Source organism: Bradyrhizobium sp. SZCCHNS3052 (genome assembly GCF_032484495.1).
GTDB lineage: Bacteria > Pseudomonadota > Alphaproteobacteria > Rhizobiales > Xanthobacteraceae > Bradyrhizobium.
Genome location: NZ_JAUETB010000001.1, coordinates 551,682 through 568,581, shown reverse-complemented (window position 1 = coordinate 568,581; position 16,900 = coordinate 551,682). Strand labels below are relative to the sequence as shown.

Below are 16,900 nucleotides of genomic sequence, written 5' to 3'. Positions count from 1 at the left end.
AGCCATGAAAAAGGGCCGCCTCATGGGCGGCCCTTTGCTTCTGCTGTCCCAAGCCGACCGGATCAGACGTGGACCTGCGTCTGGGCGTGGCTGTTGTCGATGATCATCTTGATCACGTCGTCGCCGGCCGTGAGGTTGCCGCCGGTGTCCTTGATCGTCGCGACGTTGGTCCAGCCGGAGCCGGCGTTGATCTGCAGCGTCAGGTCGCCGTTGTTCAGCACGCCGCTGCCGTTGGCCGAGGCCAGGCTGGTGTGCCCGCCGCTGTCGACGAAGCGCACCGCGTCGGCATGGTTGCCGGACACGCTGGCCAAGAGGCCCGAGAGGTCGATGACGTCGCCGGACGTGCCGGTCTGGAAGTCCAGGATGGTGTCGAGCCCGCCGCCGGCGAGATCACCGGCGTTCCACTTGAACGTGTCGGAGCCGCCGTTGCCGGTCAGCTTATCCGAGCCGGCGCCGCCGATCAGGACGTCGTTGCTCGAGGAACCGTTGATGACGTCGTCATAGGCCGAGCCGATGACGCCTTCCATGTTCTTGTAGGTGTCCTGGCCGATCCCGGACAAGGTCGGGCCGGTAGTGTTGCTGCTGCTCTGCGTCAGCGTGAAGGTGATGCCGGCCGTCGCATCCGAGAAGTCGAGCAGGTCGATCCCTGCCCCGCCATCGATGGTGTCGTTGCCGCCACCGCCGCGGATGATATCGTCGCCGTCGCCGCCATTGATCGCGTTGGCAGCACTGCTGCCGATCAGGATGTCGTCGCCCGAGCCGCCGGTCACGCGCTCGATATTGGCGATCGAGCTGAAGCCGGTGGCGGTGCCGGCCCCGAGATTGACCGTCACGTCCTCGTTGGTGATGTAGGTCAGCGTGTCGCTGCTGTTGCCGCCGAGATCGGCGGTCACCGCCTCGATATTGCTGAGCTTGGTTCCGTTGACGTCGGTGATCACACCGCCGGCAACCGTGACGTAGATCAGGTCCTGCGACGACGTCCCCTCGATGACGAAGGTGTCGGTACCGCTGCCGCCGTCAACGATGTCGACGCCGTCGTTGACGCCCCAATAGAAGGTGTCGTTGCCGGAGCCGCCGATGGTGACGTCGTTGCCGCTGCCGCCCCGGATCGAGTCGTTGCCGGCGCCGCCATTGATGTAGTCGTTGCCGGCGCCGCCGAGCAGCGTGTCGTTGCCGCCGAGGCCGTAGATGCCGTCGTCGTCGGCACCGCCGTTGAAGTTGTTGCCGCCGCTCGACCCGATCATCACGTCGTAGCCGTTGTTGGCATTGGCCTCGAGCGGGTTGTCGACCGTGGCGGTGATCGCGTCGCCGTCGTTGGCGCTGTAGCCGGACAGCCACGGGGCCGAACCGACCACCCACGACTTGTCCGACAGCGAGTTGATGGTGAGGTTGAGCGCACCATTGTCGAGCGCATTGAAGGCCAGATAGGTCGATACGGACGATACCGAGTCGGTGGCCGTGACCTTGTAGACATACAGGCCCGCGTCGTTGTTGCTCGGATCTCCGGTGAACTGATTGCCGGTCCGGTGGATCCAGCTGTCGTCGCCGGTCGAGCTGTAGACGAGGCTGTAGGTGTAGGTGACCGTCCCCATTCCGCCCGAGAACAGCGTCGCCGCGTCCAGGCTGATCACGTTCGGCGAGTCGCTGTTCTTCGACAGCGCATAGCGTCCGTCGGCGCTCGTGGTGTCCACCACGGCCAGCGGCGCGGGCTCATTCGTGCCGCTGATGGTCACGTCGATGACCTGGCTGGCCGTGCCGTCGACCGACTTCACCGTCAGCGTGTCATGCTTGACGTCGCCATTGTTGAGCGCCTGCACGTTGGCAGCCGAATTGTTCAGCGTATAGCCCCAGTCGCCTGTCACCGCATTGAAGGTGAAGGTGCCATACGTCCCCGCCAGCGAAGCCGGCGTCTGGAACTGGGCTTCTCCGCTATCGACGTCGGTGACCGTCAGGGTCCCGCCTGCCGTCAGCGTGGCGTCCTCCTTGACCGCACCGCTTGCCATGCCCGCGATCGACGCCGCATCGTTTACGCCGTTCACCGTAACGGTGACGGTCTGCATCGTCGTCCCGCCGTGACCGTCATCGATCTTCACCGTATAGGTCTGATCGATATGGTCGCTGGCGCGCAGCGACTGGATGTCGGCGTCATTGACGGCGAACGTCCAGTTCACCTTGTGGCCGGTATTGTCGACCGTGGCGCTGAACGAGCCGTAGTAGTTGCTGCCGGCCGGTGTCGTGTAGGTCACGGTCTGGGCATCGCCGTCCACGTCGGTGAAGGCGATCGCGCCGGACGCCTGCTCCACTCCCGGTGTCACGACCGTGCTGGGCTGCACCGAGATGTCGTCGATGACGGCGCCGCCGCCGCTCGCGAACTTGATGGTGGTCGACGTCGAGGTCGCGGTGAACTGGTAGGTCTGCTCCGTCCAGCCAAAGTTCCAGGCGCTCGTCGTCAGAAGGGTTGTTCCATCAACGGCTGATGTCACGGCCGTGCCGTAGGTCATCACGTAGAAGTCGACGGTATAGGTCACGCCGACGACGGTGCTGATGGTCTGGCTCATCGAGCTCGATGCGCCGTAGAAATCGGCCGAGCCGCCGTCCGTGCGGCCGCCCACGACGGTGACGGCATGGGCGCCCCCGACCGTCCACGCATCCAGCGTGTAGAAGTTGCCGTTGTAGTAGCCGAACGAGCCGTTCTGGATCAGGTTGCCGCTCGGCGCCGCATAGGAGGCGTCCTCCGTGACGCTTGCCGTGGTCGTTCCCGCCCCGAAGGTCGGCGCGTGGTTCGGCGCCGTGACCGAGCCGGTCTGGCCGCTGGTCACGTTCTCGGCAAAGCCCTGGCCGTCGGTGTAGGTGACGTTGGCCGAGATCTTGTGGCCGACGTCGTTGGAGCCCAGCGTGTAGGTCGAGCCCGTCGCGCCGTTGATGACGGCGCCGTCGCGCAGCCAGTGATAGACGACGTTCGACGCGGCACCATCCGGATCGCTGCCGAGATTGGCGGTCAGCGTCTGACCTTGCGTCGCCGTGCCCGACACCGTCACGCTCGCAGCGCCGTCATTGACCGGCGTGATGGTCAGCGTGAAGGCGTCCGAGACGGCAGATTCGCCGTCGCTGGCGTAGACCGTGACGTTGACCGTGCCTGCGAAATTGGCCGGCGGGGTGCCGCTGAAGGTGCCGGTGGTGGCGTCGAAGTGCAACCACGCCGGCAGGTTGCTGCCGTCGCTGAGGTTCGCCGACAGCGTCAGCGGGTTCGCGGTGCCATCGAAGCGGCCATCGACATCGGCAAACGTGTTCGACGGGATGGTGAAGCTGAACGGCTGATCTTCCGCCGAGCTGCGGTCGGTCAGCGCGTTCTGCAGGACCGGCGCGTCATTGTTGCCGAGGATCTGGATCGTCACCGTCTTGGCGGTGCCGTCCTCCGTGTAGACCGTGAAGCTGTCGGTCAGCGTGGTCTCGCCTTCCTTCAGCGCCTGGATTCTCGGGTCGTTGTTATAGATGCCGTAGGTCCATCTGCCATCGCTGCCGATGTCGTACCAGCCGTAGCCGTTGGCCGTGTTCGAGGACGTCGCCTGCCACACATCGTTGTGCCCGTCGACGTCGGTCGCATTGAGGTCGCCGCGGGCGATGCCGTAGAGCGGGCTGCTCTGGCTGTTCGCGATGCCGCCCTCCTCGGCGACGGTGCCGGTGGCGTCACCGCTGATCACGGCCGCGTCGTTGACGCCGGTGACCGTGATCTTGAGCGTCGCGGTGTTCGACACCGCGCCCGACGGATCCTTGTCGGTATAGGTGAAGGTGTCCACCGCGGGCACGCCCGCCGCCAGCGCATCGGCCTTGTCGGCGACATAGGTGTAGGAGCCGTCCGAATTCAGCGTCAGATGGCCGTAGGCGCCCTCGATCGAGGTGCCGACGCCCGCCCCCTGCGTCACGCTGCCGGTGCCAGCCACGACGCCCGACACGACGAGCGAGCTGACGGGGTTGTCGACGTCGCTGTCGGCCACCGAGCCGCCGGTCGAGCCGCGGATCACGCCGTTCGCCGCCGAGATGTTGAGGCTGCCATCCTCCAGCACCGCATGGGTGTCGGAGTTCGCCACCGGCGGGTGGTTGGCGGGGATGACCTCGACGCTGACGGTCTGGGTGGCACTCAGATTGCCGCCGCCGACATTGCCGTTGTCGTTGATGGTGATCGTGACCGACCCCGGATGGTCGCTGTTCGGGGTGAAGACGGCAGAGGCCAGATAGGTGTTCAGATCGCTGATCTTGAACCCGCTCATCGAGAGCGTCTGTTCAGCGTTGAAGACGCCGAGCGACGGAATGGACAACGTGCCGCCGGAGATGTCGAACCTCACGGACTCGACGACATCGCCGTCCGCGTCGGAGAAGGTGATCGCGTTCGCTCCGGTGAAGGCGAACGAGGCGCCTTCATTGGCCGTCACATGCGTCGGGGCATGGATCTCCGGCGCATCGTTCACCGGCGCCACGTTGATCGTCAGCGTGCCGGTGTCCGTCTGTCCGGCCGCATCACGCACCGTGTAATCCACGGTATCCGCGCCATAGAAGTCGGCCTTGGGCTTGTAGACATAGGTGCCGTCGGCATTGAAATGGATCGTGCCGCCCTTGGCCGTCGTGAAGTCACCCGCCACCACGCTCAGCGTGTCGCCCGTATCCGGGTCGCGGTCGTTGTGCAGAACGCCCTGCACCGGATTGGACACGGTCAGCGTCGTGTCCTCGTTCACGCTGGCCGTGTCATCCACGGCCGTGGGAGCATCCTCGATCGGGTTGATGTTGATCGTGATCGTCTGCGTCGCGCTCAGATTGCCGCCGCCGACATTGCCGTTGTCGTTGATGGTGATCGTGACCGATCCCGTCGCGTCGTTGTCGGCTGATGGCGTGAACACCGCCGACGCCAGATAGGTGTTCAGGTCGCTGATCTTGAACCCGCTCATCGAGAGCGTCTGGCTGGCGTTGTAGACGCCGAGAGACGGGATCGCGAACGTGCCGCCGGAGATGTCGAACCTCACGGACTCGACGACATCGCCGTCCGCATCGGAGAAGGAGAACGCGTTCGCGCCGGTGAAGGCGAATGGCGTATCCTCGTTCGTCGTCACCTGCGCCGGCGCATGGATCTGCGGCGCGTCGTTGACCGGGGTCACCGTGACATCGATCGTCTGCAGTGCGGTGTTGACGACGTCGGTGTGGACGTTGCCGTCCGACAACGTAGCCTGGTCGGTAACCTCCGCGACCACCGACAGCGAGAACGTGCCGTTGTAATTCGCGGGCGGCGTGATCTGCAGCGGATGGCTGTCGAACGCGGCGATCGCGGCGGCGCTATCGATCACCCACTTGCCGGCGTCAGCGCCGGTTCCGGCATGGCCGACCGAGAAGGTCGCGCCGGCCGGATAACCTGTAATAAGCAGCCGCAGGCTTTCGGAGCCGTCGGTGTCGGTGACGGCGGCACTGATGAGCTTCAGGTTGATCGTGGTGTCCTCGGCACCCGAGGCCGGGCCGAGATCCATGAAGCCCAGCGTCAGCGCGTCCGCCTTCGGTGCGACGTCGACCGTGACATGCGCGGTCGCGGTCCCGCCATCGCCGTCGCTGACCGTGTAATCGAAGCCGGCAACGCCCGAGAAGTTCTTGTCCGGCGTGAACACCGGATTGCCGTTGGAGAGCGAAACGGTGCCGTGCGTCGCGTTCGACACGCCGCTGACGGTCAAGGTGTTGTTGTCGACGTCGGTGTCGTTGTTGAGCAGGCTGAGCAGCGCGTTGACCGTGAGCGGGCTGTCCTCGCTCGCTTGCACCGCGTCGTCATGAGCCACCGGCGGCGTGTTGAAGACGCCGGTCAGCGTGCGCGTGCCGTCGGTGAAGGCAAAGCTCTCATAGTTCGTGAACGTATCGGTCAGGCCGTTGTGGGTGACCTGCACGCCGATCAGCGTCACGCCGTCGGTGGCGAACACCTTGGTGTAGGTCGCCTCGGCGAACTTGAAGCCGAACTTCACGGTGTCGGTGTCAGATCCGCCGTCGGACACAACGCTGGTGTTGCCGGCAAACCGGAAGAGATCCAGCGTGTCGTTGCCGGAGCCACCGTTGAACACGATGGTCGACGGCGCGATCGCGGTGCCGCTGATATCGGTGATCGTCACCGTGTCGCTGGCAGTGCCGCCGGTGATCGTGATGCGCTCGATCTCGTCGGCGCGGATGGTCGCTCCGTTCGGACCGTCATAGCGCACCAGAATGTCGGTGGCGTTGCTGGCGGAGGGATCATTCAGCGTCGGATTGATCTCGGTGCCGGTCGAGGTCTTGCCGATGGTGAAATTGCGCGAATTTCCATCGCCCGTGATCGCGAGCACGTCGTAGTTCGGAAAGGTCGTGCCAGACTCCGAGCCGCCGTCGATGACGTCGCTGCCGTCGCCCACCGTGTAGAGGAAGGTGTCGTTGCCGGCGCCGCCGAACAGCCGGTCGCCACCTCCTCCGCCGATGATGATGTCGTTGCCGGCGCCGCCATACAGGACTTCGCCGCCCACGCCGTTGCCGCCGACCAGAATGTCGTCGCCATTTGAGCCGTGGGCCTCGGTCACGCCGCCGAGCTTGTCGGTGCCGACCACCTTGTCGGTCACCGCGGCGCGGTCGGTCACGCTGTGAGCCCCGACCGTCTCGCCGAGGACCGTCGCCGAGCTGTCGCCGAGATTGACGAACACAGGCGAGTTCGGCGCGTCATAGCGAGTCGTCGTCACCGTGCCGGCAGCATCGACCCGGACGGTGAAATTGTTGGTGAAGACGTCATGGTCGCGATCCTCGACCGCGAAGGCGAAATTGATGTCGAGATACTGGTCGGCCGCGCTCGAGGTCCCGATCGGCGCGGGGTGATCGAGCGGCTGCAGCAAGGTGAAGTTGTAGGAGCCGGTGCCGGCCTCGGACAGCGTCACCGTGAAGACCGCGGCATCAGCCGCGTTGCCGGTCACCAGACCATTCTGGCCGATGTAGCTGCCACCGCTCATGCGATAGGCGGTCAGCGTGGTGTGATCGGCCGACATGACGTAGGTCAGACCGAAGCCGAGCGAGGTCAGCCCGGAGAGCTGGTGGTTGGCCGCATCGTAGGCGCGCACTGGCGACGCGCCGAGGAACGTCACCGACGGACCGGAGCTGTCGCCATCGGCCCCATAGGTGATGCGCAGATCGACCGCGCCGGTCGAGACGCTGCCGGCTGCCTCCGAGATCGCGACGGTGTCGACGTCCTGCGACTGCGGGCTGTCATCGTTGACGGTGATGATGATCTGATCGTGCAGCGCAACGGAATCGCCGTCGGAATCGGTGGCGGTCACCGCCGTCGACAGGTCGAGCGTCAGCGTGTTGTCATGGCCGGTGCCGACATGGTCCAGCGCGCCCTTCAGACGGAACGAATACTGGCCGGTGTTGGCATCGACCTGGAACTCGAAGATCGTGACGCTGCCAGCCTTGGCGATCAGCGTGTTGTCGACTCCGATGCTGTAGGTCAGCGCCACGCCGCCCGACGTCAGCGACAGCAGCTCGGGCGCGAGGTTGGTCTTCTCGACCGTGTAGGTGCCGGGCCTGTCGGCGCCGAACGACACCAGCGAGCTCAGATTGCCGGTGAAGTAGGAATCGTTGCCGTTGCCGTCGCCGTTGAGGTCGCCGCCATGGTTGCCGGTCGCGGTCACTACCGTTCCGTTCGGCAGCTCGCTCTCGTAGACTGCCGCTCTCAACACCGTCGCGGTCGCGACGGGGGTATCGTCATCGATCGTCACGGCGAATGACGAGCTGGCGCTGTCGCCATCCGCATCGGTGGCGGTGAAGCCGAAGGTCAGCTTGACGTCGTTCTCGTTCTGGCCAGCCGGATGATCGACGTGCTTCAGCAGCGTGAAGCTGTAGCTGCCTGCACCGGAATCATCGAGCGAGACCTTGAACACCTGGCTGGCCACCGACGGCGGGTTGCCGTTGGTCGGATTGCTGCCGGTGTAGCCATAGACCGTATTACCGACGACCCAGAGCTTGACCTGGACGCCCTCGACCGTCAGCGAGCCCGCGTCCGAAGTGGCGTTCTGGCCGTTGGTGATGCCGCTGAACGCGACCGCGCGGTTCACGCTGCCGCTGTTGTTGTCGTCGGCGCCCCAGGAGATCGCCAACGAGCCGTTGGCCGTGACATTGGCACCGGCGACGTCGCCGGTGGCCGCTCCGGTGTTGCCGCCGGAAAGCCCATCCTCGTCGACGGTCCCGGCATCAGCCGTGCCGATCGCGGGCCGGCCGTTGTCGTCATTGATGGTGACGGTGAAGTTGCCGCCGGAGGCGGTATCGCCATCGGCATCGGTCGCGGTGAAGCCGAGCTTCAGCGACAGTGCATTGGTCTGGCCCGAGCCGACGTGATCGACATTGTCCAGGAGCTCGAAGGTGTAGCTGCCGGAGCCGTCGTCGGACAGCGTGATGTGGAACACCTTGCGGTCGTTCGTCGTGAGCTGGCCGCCATTGTCGTTGGCGACGCCCCAGATCTCGGTGTCCGACACGCGGATGAACTGCACCGCCGTGCCGTTCGACGTCAGCGTCGGGCTGCCTGCGCCGGTGGTCTTGACCACGTCGCCGGTATGGATCGCGCTATCGAACGCGACGCTGCGATTGGCCGCGCCCGAATTGTTGTCGTCCGCGCCCCAATTGATGTTGAGCGCGACATTGGACGCGGTCTGGGTCTGGAACACCTCCGCCCCGGCGGATCCGGTGGTGTTCTCGGTCACCGTCGCTGCGGTCGGCGAACCGAGCACCGGCACGTCGTCCTTGACCGAGACGGTGAAGCTGTTGCTGGACGTGTCGCCGTCGCCATCGGTCGCCGTAAAGCTGAAGGACAGCTTGACGATGTTCTCGCCGCTGCCGGCGGGATGATCGAGGGTGCCGAGCAGCTTGAAGCTGTAGGAGCCGTCGTTCTGGTCGCTCAGCGACACTTCGAACACGCGGGTGCCGTGGGCGAGATCGCTGCCGGTGTAGCCGACCAGCACGCCATTCTCGAAGCTGTACTTCACCGTCTGGCCGTCCGACGTCAGCGCCAGGTTGCGGCCTGCGCTGTCCTCGGCGTCGACATTCGCGCCTGCGCTCGTGTAGCGGAAGCTGACCGAGCGGTCGCCGAGCCCGCCGCCCGAGGTCTTGTTGCTGTCGTCGGAGCCCCAGCTGATGTTGAGGTCGCCGCTGACCGCGGTCGGCTCCTTGGAGACATCGGTGCCGCCCGGCAGATCGTCCTCGTCAACGGTCCTGGCATCGCCGGCCGCCGCCACCGGCGCGGTGTCGAGCACCGTGACCTTGAAGCTGCTGGTGACGCTGTCGCCGTCGGAATCGGTGGCCTTGAAGCCGAACGTCAGCGGCAGGCTGTCATCGTTCTGGCCGGACGCCGGGTGGTCGATGTTGTCGTACAGCGTGAACTTGTAGCTTCCATCGCCGCTGTCGGACAACTGGATCGTGAAGACGGTGCGGTGATCCGCGGTGACCGCCGTCAGCAAGGTGCCGTCGCCGGAGATCGTGTAGCTGATCGCCGAGCCGTCGGAGGTCAGGCCCGCGGCGCCAGCGGCGGTCGTGAAGGCCACCGCGCGGTTGTGCCCGACACCCGTATTGTTGTCGTCGGCGCCCCAGGAGATGTCGAGGCTGCCGGTCTGGACCGTCGAGTTCGATGCATCCGGATGGCTGGTGTCGTAGCCGTCGGTCGGCAGGCTGGCCTCGCTGACGGTCTCGTCCTCGGGGCAGCCGACGGTCGGGACGTCGTCCGTCACCGCCACCGTGAAGCTGCTCGCGGCGCTGTCGCCATCGGAATCGGTGGCCTTGAAGCCGAAGCTCAGCGCCAGGCTGTCGGTGCCCGACTTGCCATGATCGAGGTTGTCGAGCAGCGTGAACTTGTAGCTGCCGTCGCCGTCATCGCTCAGCGTGACGGTGAAAACGGTGCGGTGATCGGTGGTGACCGCGCTCAGCGTGGTGCCGTCGGACGAGACCACATAGCTGACCGCATAGCCGTTCGACGTCAGCCCGTCCGGTGCAGTCGTGTTGAAGAACGCCACCGAGCGGTTGTTGGTCGCGCCGGAATCATTGTCGTCGGCGCCCCAGGAAATCGCGAGACGGCCGGTCTGCACCGTCGAGTACGGCGAATCCGGGAACAGGACGTCATAGAGATCGGTCGGCAGGTTGGATTCGCTGACGGTCTCGCTCTCGGCGTGTCCGATCGTCGGGACGTCGTCGACCACGGTGACGGTGAACGTGCTGCTGCTCGAATCGCCGTCGGAATCGGTCGCGGTGTAATCGAAGGTCAGCTTGACGACGTTGCTCTCCTGCCCGGCCGGATGATCGAGATTGCCGAGCAGCTTGAAGGTGTAGGTGCCGGTGCCGTCGTCATCGAGCGAGACCTCGAACACGCGCTGACCGGAATTGAGGCTGTTGCCGGTGTAGCCGACCAGCGCGCCATGATCGAAGGCGTATTTCACCTGCTGACCGTCCGACGTCAGGCCACTGAGGCCGACGTCGCTGCCGTTGGTCACATGGACGTCGTCGGCGGCGTTGGACGTATTGGCGAAGCGAACCGAGCGATCGGCGGCGCCGCTGTCGTTGTTGTCGGCCCCCCATTTGATGTTGAGCGCGCCGGTCACCTGGGGATCGCGGCTGCCGCCATCGTGACCGCCGAAATCGTGACCGCCGAAATCGGGGCCGCAATCGCCACCGCCAGCGTTGAGATCAGCTTCGCTGATGCTCTTGGCCGTCCCGGTATGCGCCTCCGGGCTGTCGTCGTTGACGCTGACCTTGAACGTGCCGCTGACCTGGTCGCCGTCGGAATCCGTGGCGACGTATTTCAATGTCAGCGCGATGCTGTCCTCGGTGTTGGGCACCGGGTGGTCGAGATTGTCGAGCAGCGTGAAGCTGTAGGATCCGGAATCGAGGTCGGACAGCTTCACCGTGAACACGGCGGCATTGGCCTTGTTGCCGGTCCAGTTGCCGTTGCCGTCGATGTAATGCTGTCCATCGAAGCGGTAGGCCGTGATCAACGTGCCGCCTTCGCTGACGTCGTAGGTCAACGCGACGCCGTTCGAGGTCAGGTGCTGCGCGGCGAGCGTGGTGGTGGCGTCGGACGCGAAGGTGACGGCGCGGTCGCCGTTCACCGGGGACGCACCGGTGATCCCGACATTGCCGAGATTGTTGGCGCTGTCGCTGCCCCAGGAGATGCCGAGATCGCCCGTTGCGACGGTGTTCTGGCCGGGGACGTCGCCAGACCCGCCCGCGAGCCCGGTCGGGAGCCCGTCCTCATCGACCACGCCGGTCGCAATCTCCCGGTTCAGCACCGGCGCGTCGTCGTTGATCTTGACCGTGAAGGTGTCGGAGACCGCATCGCCATCCGAATCCGTGGCGACGAAGCCGAGGGTGAGCGTGACGTCGTCCTCGGTGTTGTGGGCCGGATGATCGATATTGTCGATCAGCGTGAAGCTGTAGGACCCCTGCCCCTGGTCGGACAGCGACACCGTGAACACCGCAGCCTTGGCCGGATCACCGGTGGCATGGCCCTCGCCGTCGACGTAGGTGTGATGCGCTTCATCGTAGCGGTAAGCGGTCAGCAGCGTGCCGTCGGGGGACACGGTGTAGGTCAGCGCGACGCCGTTCGACGTCAGATGCTGGCCGGTGAGCGTCGAGATCACGTCGGAGGCAAAGGTGACGGCGCGGTCGCCATTGACCGGCGTACCGTTGATGCCGCCGTCGACATGGCTGTTGGCACTGTCGGCGCCCCAACGGATGCCGAGGAAATCGGTCACCGTCAGATTGGCGCCGGCTGCGTCCTTGCCGTCCGAATAGGAGTTGCCGGGATTGCCGAGACCATCCTCGTCGACCACGGAGTAGCTGATGCGCTCTCCAAACACCGGAGCGTCGTCGTTGACCTCGACATTGAAGCTGCCGTGGATTGCGTCGCCGTCGGAATCGGTGGCGACGAAGCCGAAATACAGCCCTTGATTATCCTCGCTGCCGTGGACCGAATGATCGAGATTGCCGGTGAGATTGAACGTGTAGGAGCCCTGGTCCTGATCCGACAGCGAGACGGTGAACACCGCGGCGCTGGCGAGGTCCTCCGTCGGCTTGCCGTTCGCGTCGACATAGGTCTCGTGGGCGGCGTCGTAGCGATAGGCGGTCAGCAGCGTGCCGTTCTCGGAGACCTGATAGCTCAGCGCAATCCCGTTCGACGTCAGCCCCAGTTCCTCGAGCGAGGGAACGGTGTCGGCGGCGAAAGTGACGGCGCGATCGCCATTGACCGGGGCGCCATCGATGCCGCCGTCGACATGGCTGTTGGCGCTATCGGCACCCCACAGGATCGCGAGCGTCTTGGTCACCGTGAGATCGGCGCCGGCGACGTCGCTGCCTTGCGCATAGCTGTCGCCGGCATTGCCGAGTCCGTCCTCGTCGACCACGCCAGCGCTCGGCGCATCGCCGAACACCGGCGCGTCGTCGTTGACCTTCAGGGTGAAGCTGTCGGTGACTGCGTCACCGTCGGAATCGGTGGCGACGAAGCCGATGTTGAGCGTGATGTCGTCCTCGGTGCCGTGCACCGGGTGATCGAGATTGCCTTTCAGCTCGAACGTATAGGAGCCGTGATCCTGACCGGACAGCGCCACGGTGAACACCGTCGCGTGGGCCGAATCCGTCGGCTTGCCGTCTGCGCCGACATAGGTCTCGTGCTCGGCGTCATAGCGATAGGCGGTCAGCAGCGTGCCGTTCTCGGACACGACGTAGGTGAGACCGAAGCCGTTCGAGGTGAGATTCTGGGCGTCGAGCGTCGCGACCACGTCGGCCGCGAAGGTCACGGCGCGGTCGCCATTGACCGGCGCGCCATCGATGCCACCATCGACATGGCTGTTGGCGCTGTCGGCGCCCCAGCGAATGCCGAGCGTATCGGTGACCTTCAGGCTTTCGCCATAGGCGTCGCCGTCGTCCTTGTAGCTGTTGCCGGCGTTGCCGAGGCCGTCCTCGTCGACCACCGAATAGCTCGGCTTCTCGCCGAAGCTCGGGGCGTCGTCATTGACCTTCACCGTGAAGGTGTCGGTGATCGCATCGCCATCGGAATCGGTCGCGACGAAACCGATGTTGAGGGTGATGTCGTCCTCGGTGCCGTGCACCGGGTGATCCAGGTTGCCCGACAGCGCGAAGGTATAGGAGCCATGGCCCTGGTCTGACAGCGACACCGTGAACACCACGGCGCCCGACAGGCCCTCGCCTTCCAGCGGCTTGCCGTTGGCGTCGACATAGGTCTCGTGCGCGGCATCATAGCGATAGGCGGTCAGCACGGTGCCGTTCCCCGACACCTCGTAGCGCAGGGCAAAGCCGTCGGAGGTCAGATCCTTTGCCTCGAGCGAGGCCGCCACGTTTGCGGCGAAGGTGACGGCGCGGTCGCCATTGACCGGCGTTCCGTTGATGCCGCCGTCGACATTGTTGTTGGCGTCGTCGGAGCCCCAGCGGATTCCGAGCGTATCCGTGACCGTCAGGTCTTCGCCATAGGCATCATGGCCGTCGGCGTAGCTGTTGCCGGCATTGCCGAGCCCGTCTTCGTCGACCACCGAATAGCTCGGCTTCTCGCCGAAGCTCGGGCCGTCATCCGCGACGTTGACGGTGAAGGCGCTGTTGACGGGGTCGCCGTCGGCGTCGGTCGCAACCACCTTGAAGGTCAGCGGCAGCGAGGCGTCGTTGGCGCCGTTGTGGTCGATATTGTCGGACAGCGTGAAGGTGGCGCTGCCGGAGCCGGTGTCGGACAGCGACACGGTGAAGATGGTGCGTGCGCCCTCACCCTCGCCTGCGGTCGCGATGATCTCGGTGCCGTTGGCCGACAGCGTGTAGGAGATGGCCTCGCCGTTCGAGGTCAGGCCCAGCGCCTGCAAGGTCGCGATCTCGGACGCATCGAACACCAGCGAGCGGTCGCCGTCGACCACGGTGCCGTTGGAGCCGCCATCGACCTTGCTGTTGCCGTTGTCGGCGCCCCAGCCGATGTTGAGGTCCACGCTCGCGGTGGTCGGCTCGAAGCCGTCGCCGCCCACGACCTTGGCGAAGAGCTCGCTCTCGCCGCCGCCTTCGCTTCCGCCGCCGGTGTGCTCGGCGACATTGATCGCCTCGACGGTGCCGGCGACCGGCGAATCGTCGTTGACGCCGATCACGATCGTCACCGGCGCGGTGTCGCCGCTGCCGTCGATGGCGATGACGTTGATGGTGAGATTCAGCGTGTCTTCGGTGCCGAAGACCGGATGATCGAGCGGCTGCAGCAGCGTGACCGTGTAGGTCCCCGCGATCGTCGAGTTGGCGTCGAGCGTGACGGTGAAGACCTGGTTGGCGACGATCGAGGGATCGCTGCCGATATAACCGATCAGCTCCGGCTGGCCGTTGACGGTGGTGATCGCAAAATGCACCTCCTGGCCGCCGGACGTCAGCCCGGCAAGACCAGGCTGTGACGCCGCGAACGCAAAGGCGCGGCCGATCACGTCGGTGCCGAAGTCGACGTTCAGCGAACCGGTGAAGCTCGTCACCGCGCCGCCAATGTCGCCGCTGCCGCCGGGCCGGCCTTCGGACAGGCCGTCCTCGTTGAGCACCACGCTGTCGGCAACGCCGGCGATTGGCGTCGGATTCGGCGTGACCGGGTTGTCGCCGAATTTGGTGGTGGAGTCCTCGGGTCCCAGCAGCCCGAGCGGCGTGCCGACGGTCAGCGGGTCGACCTTGAACGTCCCGAAGTTCGCGCCGGCAGGCACGCCGGGCGCACCGGGCGTACCCGCGGCGGGCAGCACCGACTGGTCGGTGGTGATCGGAAACAACTCGGCGAACTGATCGCCATTGATGATTCGGTCGGGGCCGACTTCGAAGCTGACGTCCTTCAGCGGGGCGCCGTTGGCGTCGAAAACCGGGTCGATCGAGACCGTCGACTGATTGTCGAACAGGATGATCAGGCGGTCGCCGATCTTGACGAAGGTCAGCCGCTCGCTGGCGATATCGCTGAAATCGATCTGGCTCTGGCCGTCGAGATGAATCGTAACGGCTTGGTTGCCCGGCGGTTTCCCGATCTTGAGGTGCTTGGCCGAGGCGCTGGATGGCTGCGTGGACGTGCCGGTCAACTGGGCCAGCAGGACAGGAGCATTCATGCGCCAAAACCTCCAAATATGGGGCGTTTTGGTGGCGCCCCATTTCTAATCGTTAAACTATTATTAAACGAGAATACGGGTCAATATTACCGGTTCTTGTTAATCGGACTTTAGGGACTTTGGGTAAATGCAGTCAAGTGCAGCGGCATTTATGAAGGGAAACAAGGCTGTGCCTATGCTTCCGTCCCCCGCGCGGCAGGGGCGGAACGACAAGAATAAATGGAGGCAGGGCCGGGAGAATTACTGCTAATTGGCAGTTATTCGATCACACAATACTTGGGGAACAACACGCACGCTGTTGGGAATAAAAGCTTGCCGCCATGAAACGGCCGAAATGGAACCGGCCTCTCGCGAATTATTTGCGAAAGGCAGGAACTATTCTTGAGGAGCGTCGAAGTCGCGGCAGATTGCCTCAGATGCGACTGACCACGCAGGCCACCGGTTCGTATTTGCGGAAATACAACAATGCCTGGTCACCGATGCCATCGAGCCACACGCCGCGGCCCGCATAGCGATAGCCGTCGCCCATCGGGACGAGACGGACCGGAATCGCACGGTGAGGATGGAGGTAGAGTTGCGCGGTAACGATCTCGCCCGGCGCGAGCACGGGACGAGAGCGCAGCACGTAGCTGCCGCCATTCTCGCAGGCGATCGAAAACGCAGCGCCCGGCAGCATCACCGCGTGAGCCTGTGCACCGCCGATGAATCCACCGATCGCCGACAGGGCCAATGCCCCGCAAACCATGACTTGCTTGATATTCACCGCGGCCCCCTGCTCGCCAGCTTCCCTGCGCGCATTAAGACCGCAAATGACCTCGGCTACAAGCCGTCCACCTGCGACATTCAGAGCAGCAGCGGCCGCCCCGGATTCCCGCCACCGCCGATGTCGGCCTCCGCCGCCGGCGTGACGTCGCTCTCGCTTTCGTGGTGCGGCCGCTCGGCATAGGGCGCAGCGAACAGGCTGACGCCGCGGTGATCGATGGCAAACAACGGCATGAAGGACTGCAGATCGCGGCCTTCCATCGGAGCGGCCCGCCGGTTGTCGAGCACGGACCATTTGCCGTCGAGCCGCACGGCGACGACGGCGTGATCCTGCCGCACGGCGAGGTCTCGGACCAGCAGCAGCTTGAGATCCGATTCGGGCGTCCCCGCCGCCAGCAGCAGCGCGTATTTGGCAATCGAGTAGTCTTCGCAGTCACCGAGTCCACTGCGCAAGGTCTGCAGTGGCGAACTCCAGACGTCCGGCAGGCCGTGTTGCTGATCGTCGCTGACGTAGCGCACCGCGTGGTTGACGCCACGATTGATCATTTCCGCGCGCGTGCGGCCGTCGCTCGCCGCAGACGCCGACCGGGTCAGCGCGACGAAGAGGCGCTCCGAGGCCGAGCAGCGCGCGTCATCGCGGTTGCAACGTTCGACCGAGATCCGCTCGCTCGCCATCGCCCCCTGAATGCCGCGCCACTTCACCCACAGCACACCCTCGGGTGCGCGGAACGTCATCAGGCCGAACGGCTCGTCGCTGGGAGTCGCGACCGCGGGTCCCTGCGGAGCGTCGCTGACTGATCCCGCAGGCCTGGCCGGGTCGGTCGATGCGACTTCCACAGCAGCGGAGGCGGAGCGACGCAGGCCGTCATGCTTGGCAAGCACGGCATTGATGGTGAAGAAACGGACGGGCGGTGGTACCGGCAGCGCGCCATCCGCAGTGCCTTGCGGAGATCTACGATTTGAAGTCTCGGCAAACGCAGCGCCGGCACAACCGGCTACGACCGACAACACAAGCG

At 65.1% G+C, this 16,900-nt stretch carries 3 protein-coding genes; all 3 read right to left on the bottom strand.

The genetic code is table 11. The annotated features are described in order from the left end of the window. Positions 1-62 precede the first annotated feature (62 nt). The 3 genes from QX073_RS02525 to QX073_RS02515 all read right to left on the bottom strand — a co-directional run bounded on the left by QX073_RS02525 (position 63) and on the right by QX073_RS02515 (position 16,619). Positions 63-15,122 (bottom strand): VCBS domain-containing protein, encoded by a 15,060-nt coding sequence (locus QX073_RS02525; RefSeq protein ID WP_316225268.1) that lies wholly within the window; start codon positions 15,120-15,122, stop codon positions 63-65. Positions 15,123-15,534: 412 nt separating this feature from the next. After that, positions 15,535-15,852, bottom strand: a complete 318-nt coding sequence (locus QX073_RS02520; RefSeq protein WP_315714632.1) for a hypothetical protein — start codon at positions 15,850-15,852, stop codon at positions 15,535-15,537. A gap of 113 nt (positions 15,853-15,965) precedes the next feature. After that, the gene (locus QX073_RS02515) at positions 15,966-16,619 is read right to left on the bottom strand and encodes a transglutaminase-like cysteine peptidase (RefSeq protein ID WP_316225267.1); all 654 of its coding nucleotides are present in this window, start codon (positions 16,617-16,619) and stop codon (positions 15,966-15,968) included. Positions 16,620-16,900 lie beyond the last annotated feature (281 nt).

Excerpts from the sequence above, each read along its gene's own strand:
- QX073_RS02525 (WP_316225268.1), bottom strand. The coding sequence starts at position 15,122 with ATGAATGCTCCTGTCCTGCTGGCCCAGTTGACCGGCACGTCCACGCAG.
- QX073_RS02515 (WP_316225267.1), bottom strand. The coding sequence starts at position 16,619 with ATGACGTTCCGCGCACCCGAGGGTGTGCTGTGGGTGAAGTGGCGCGGC.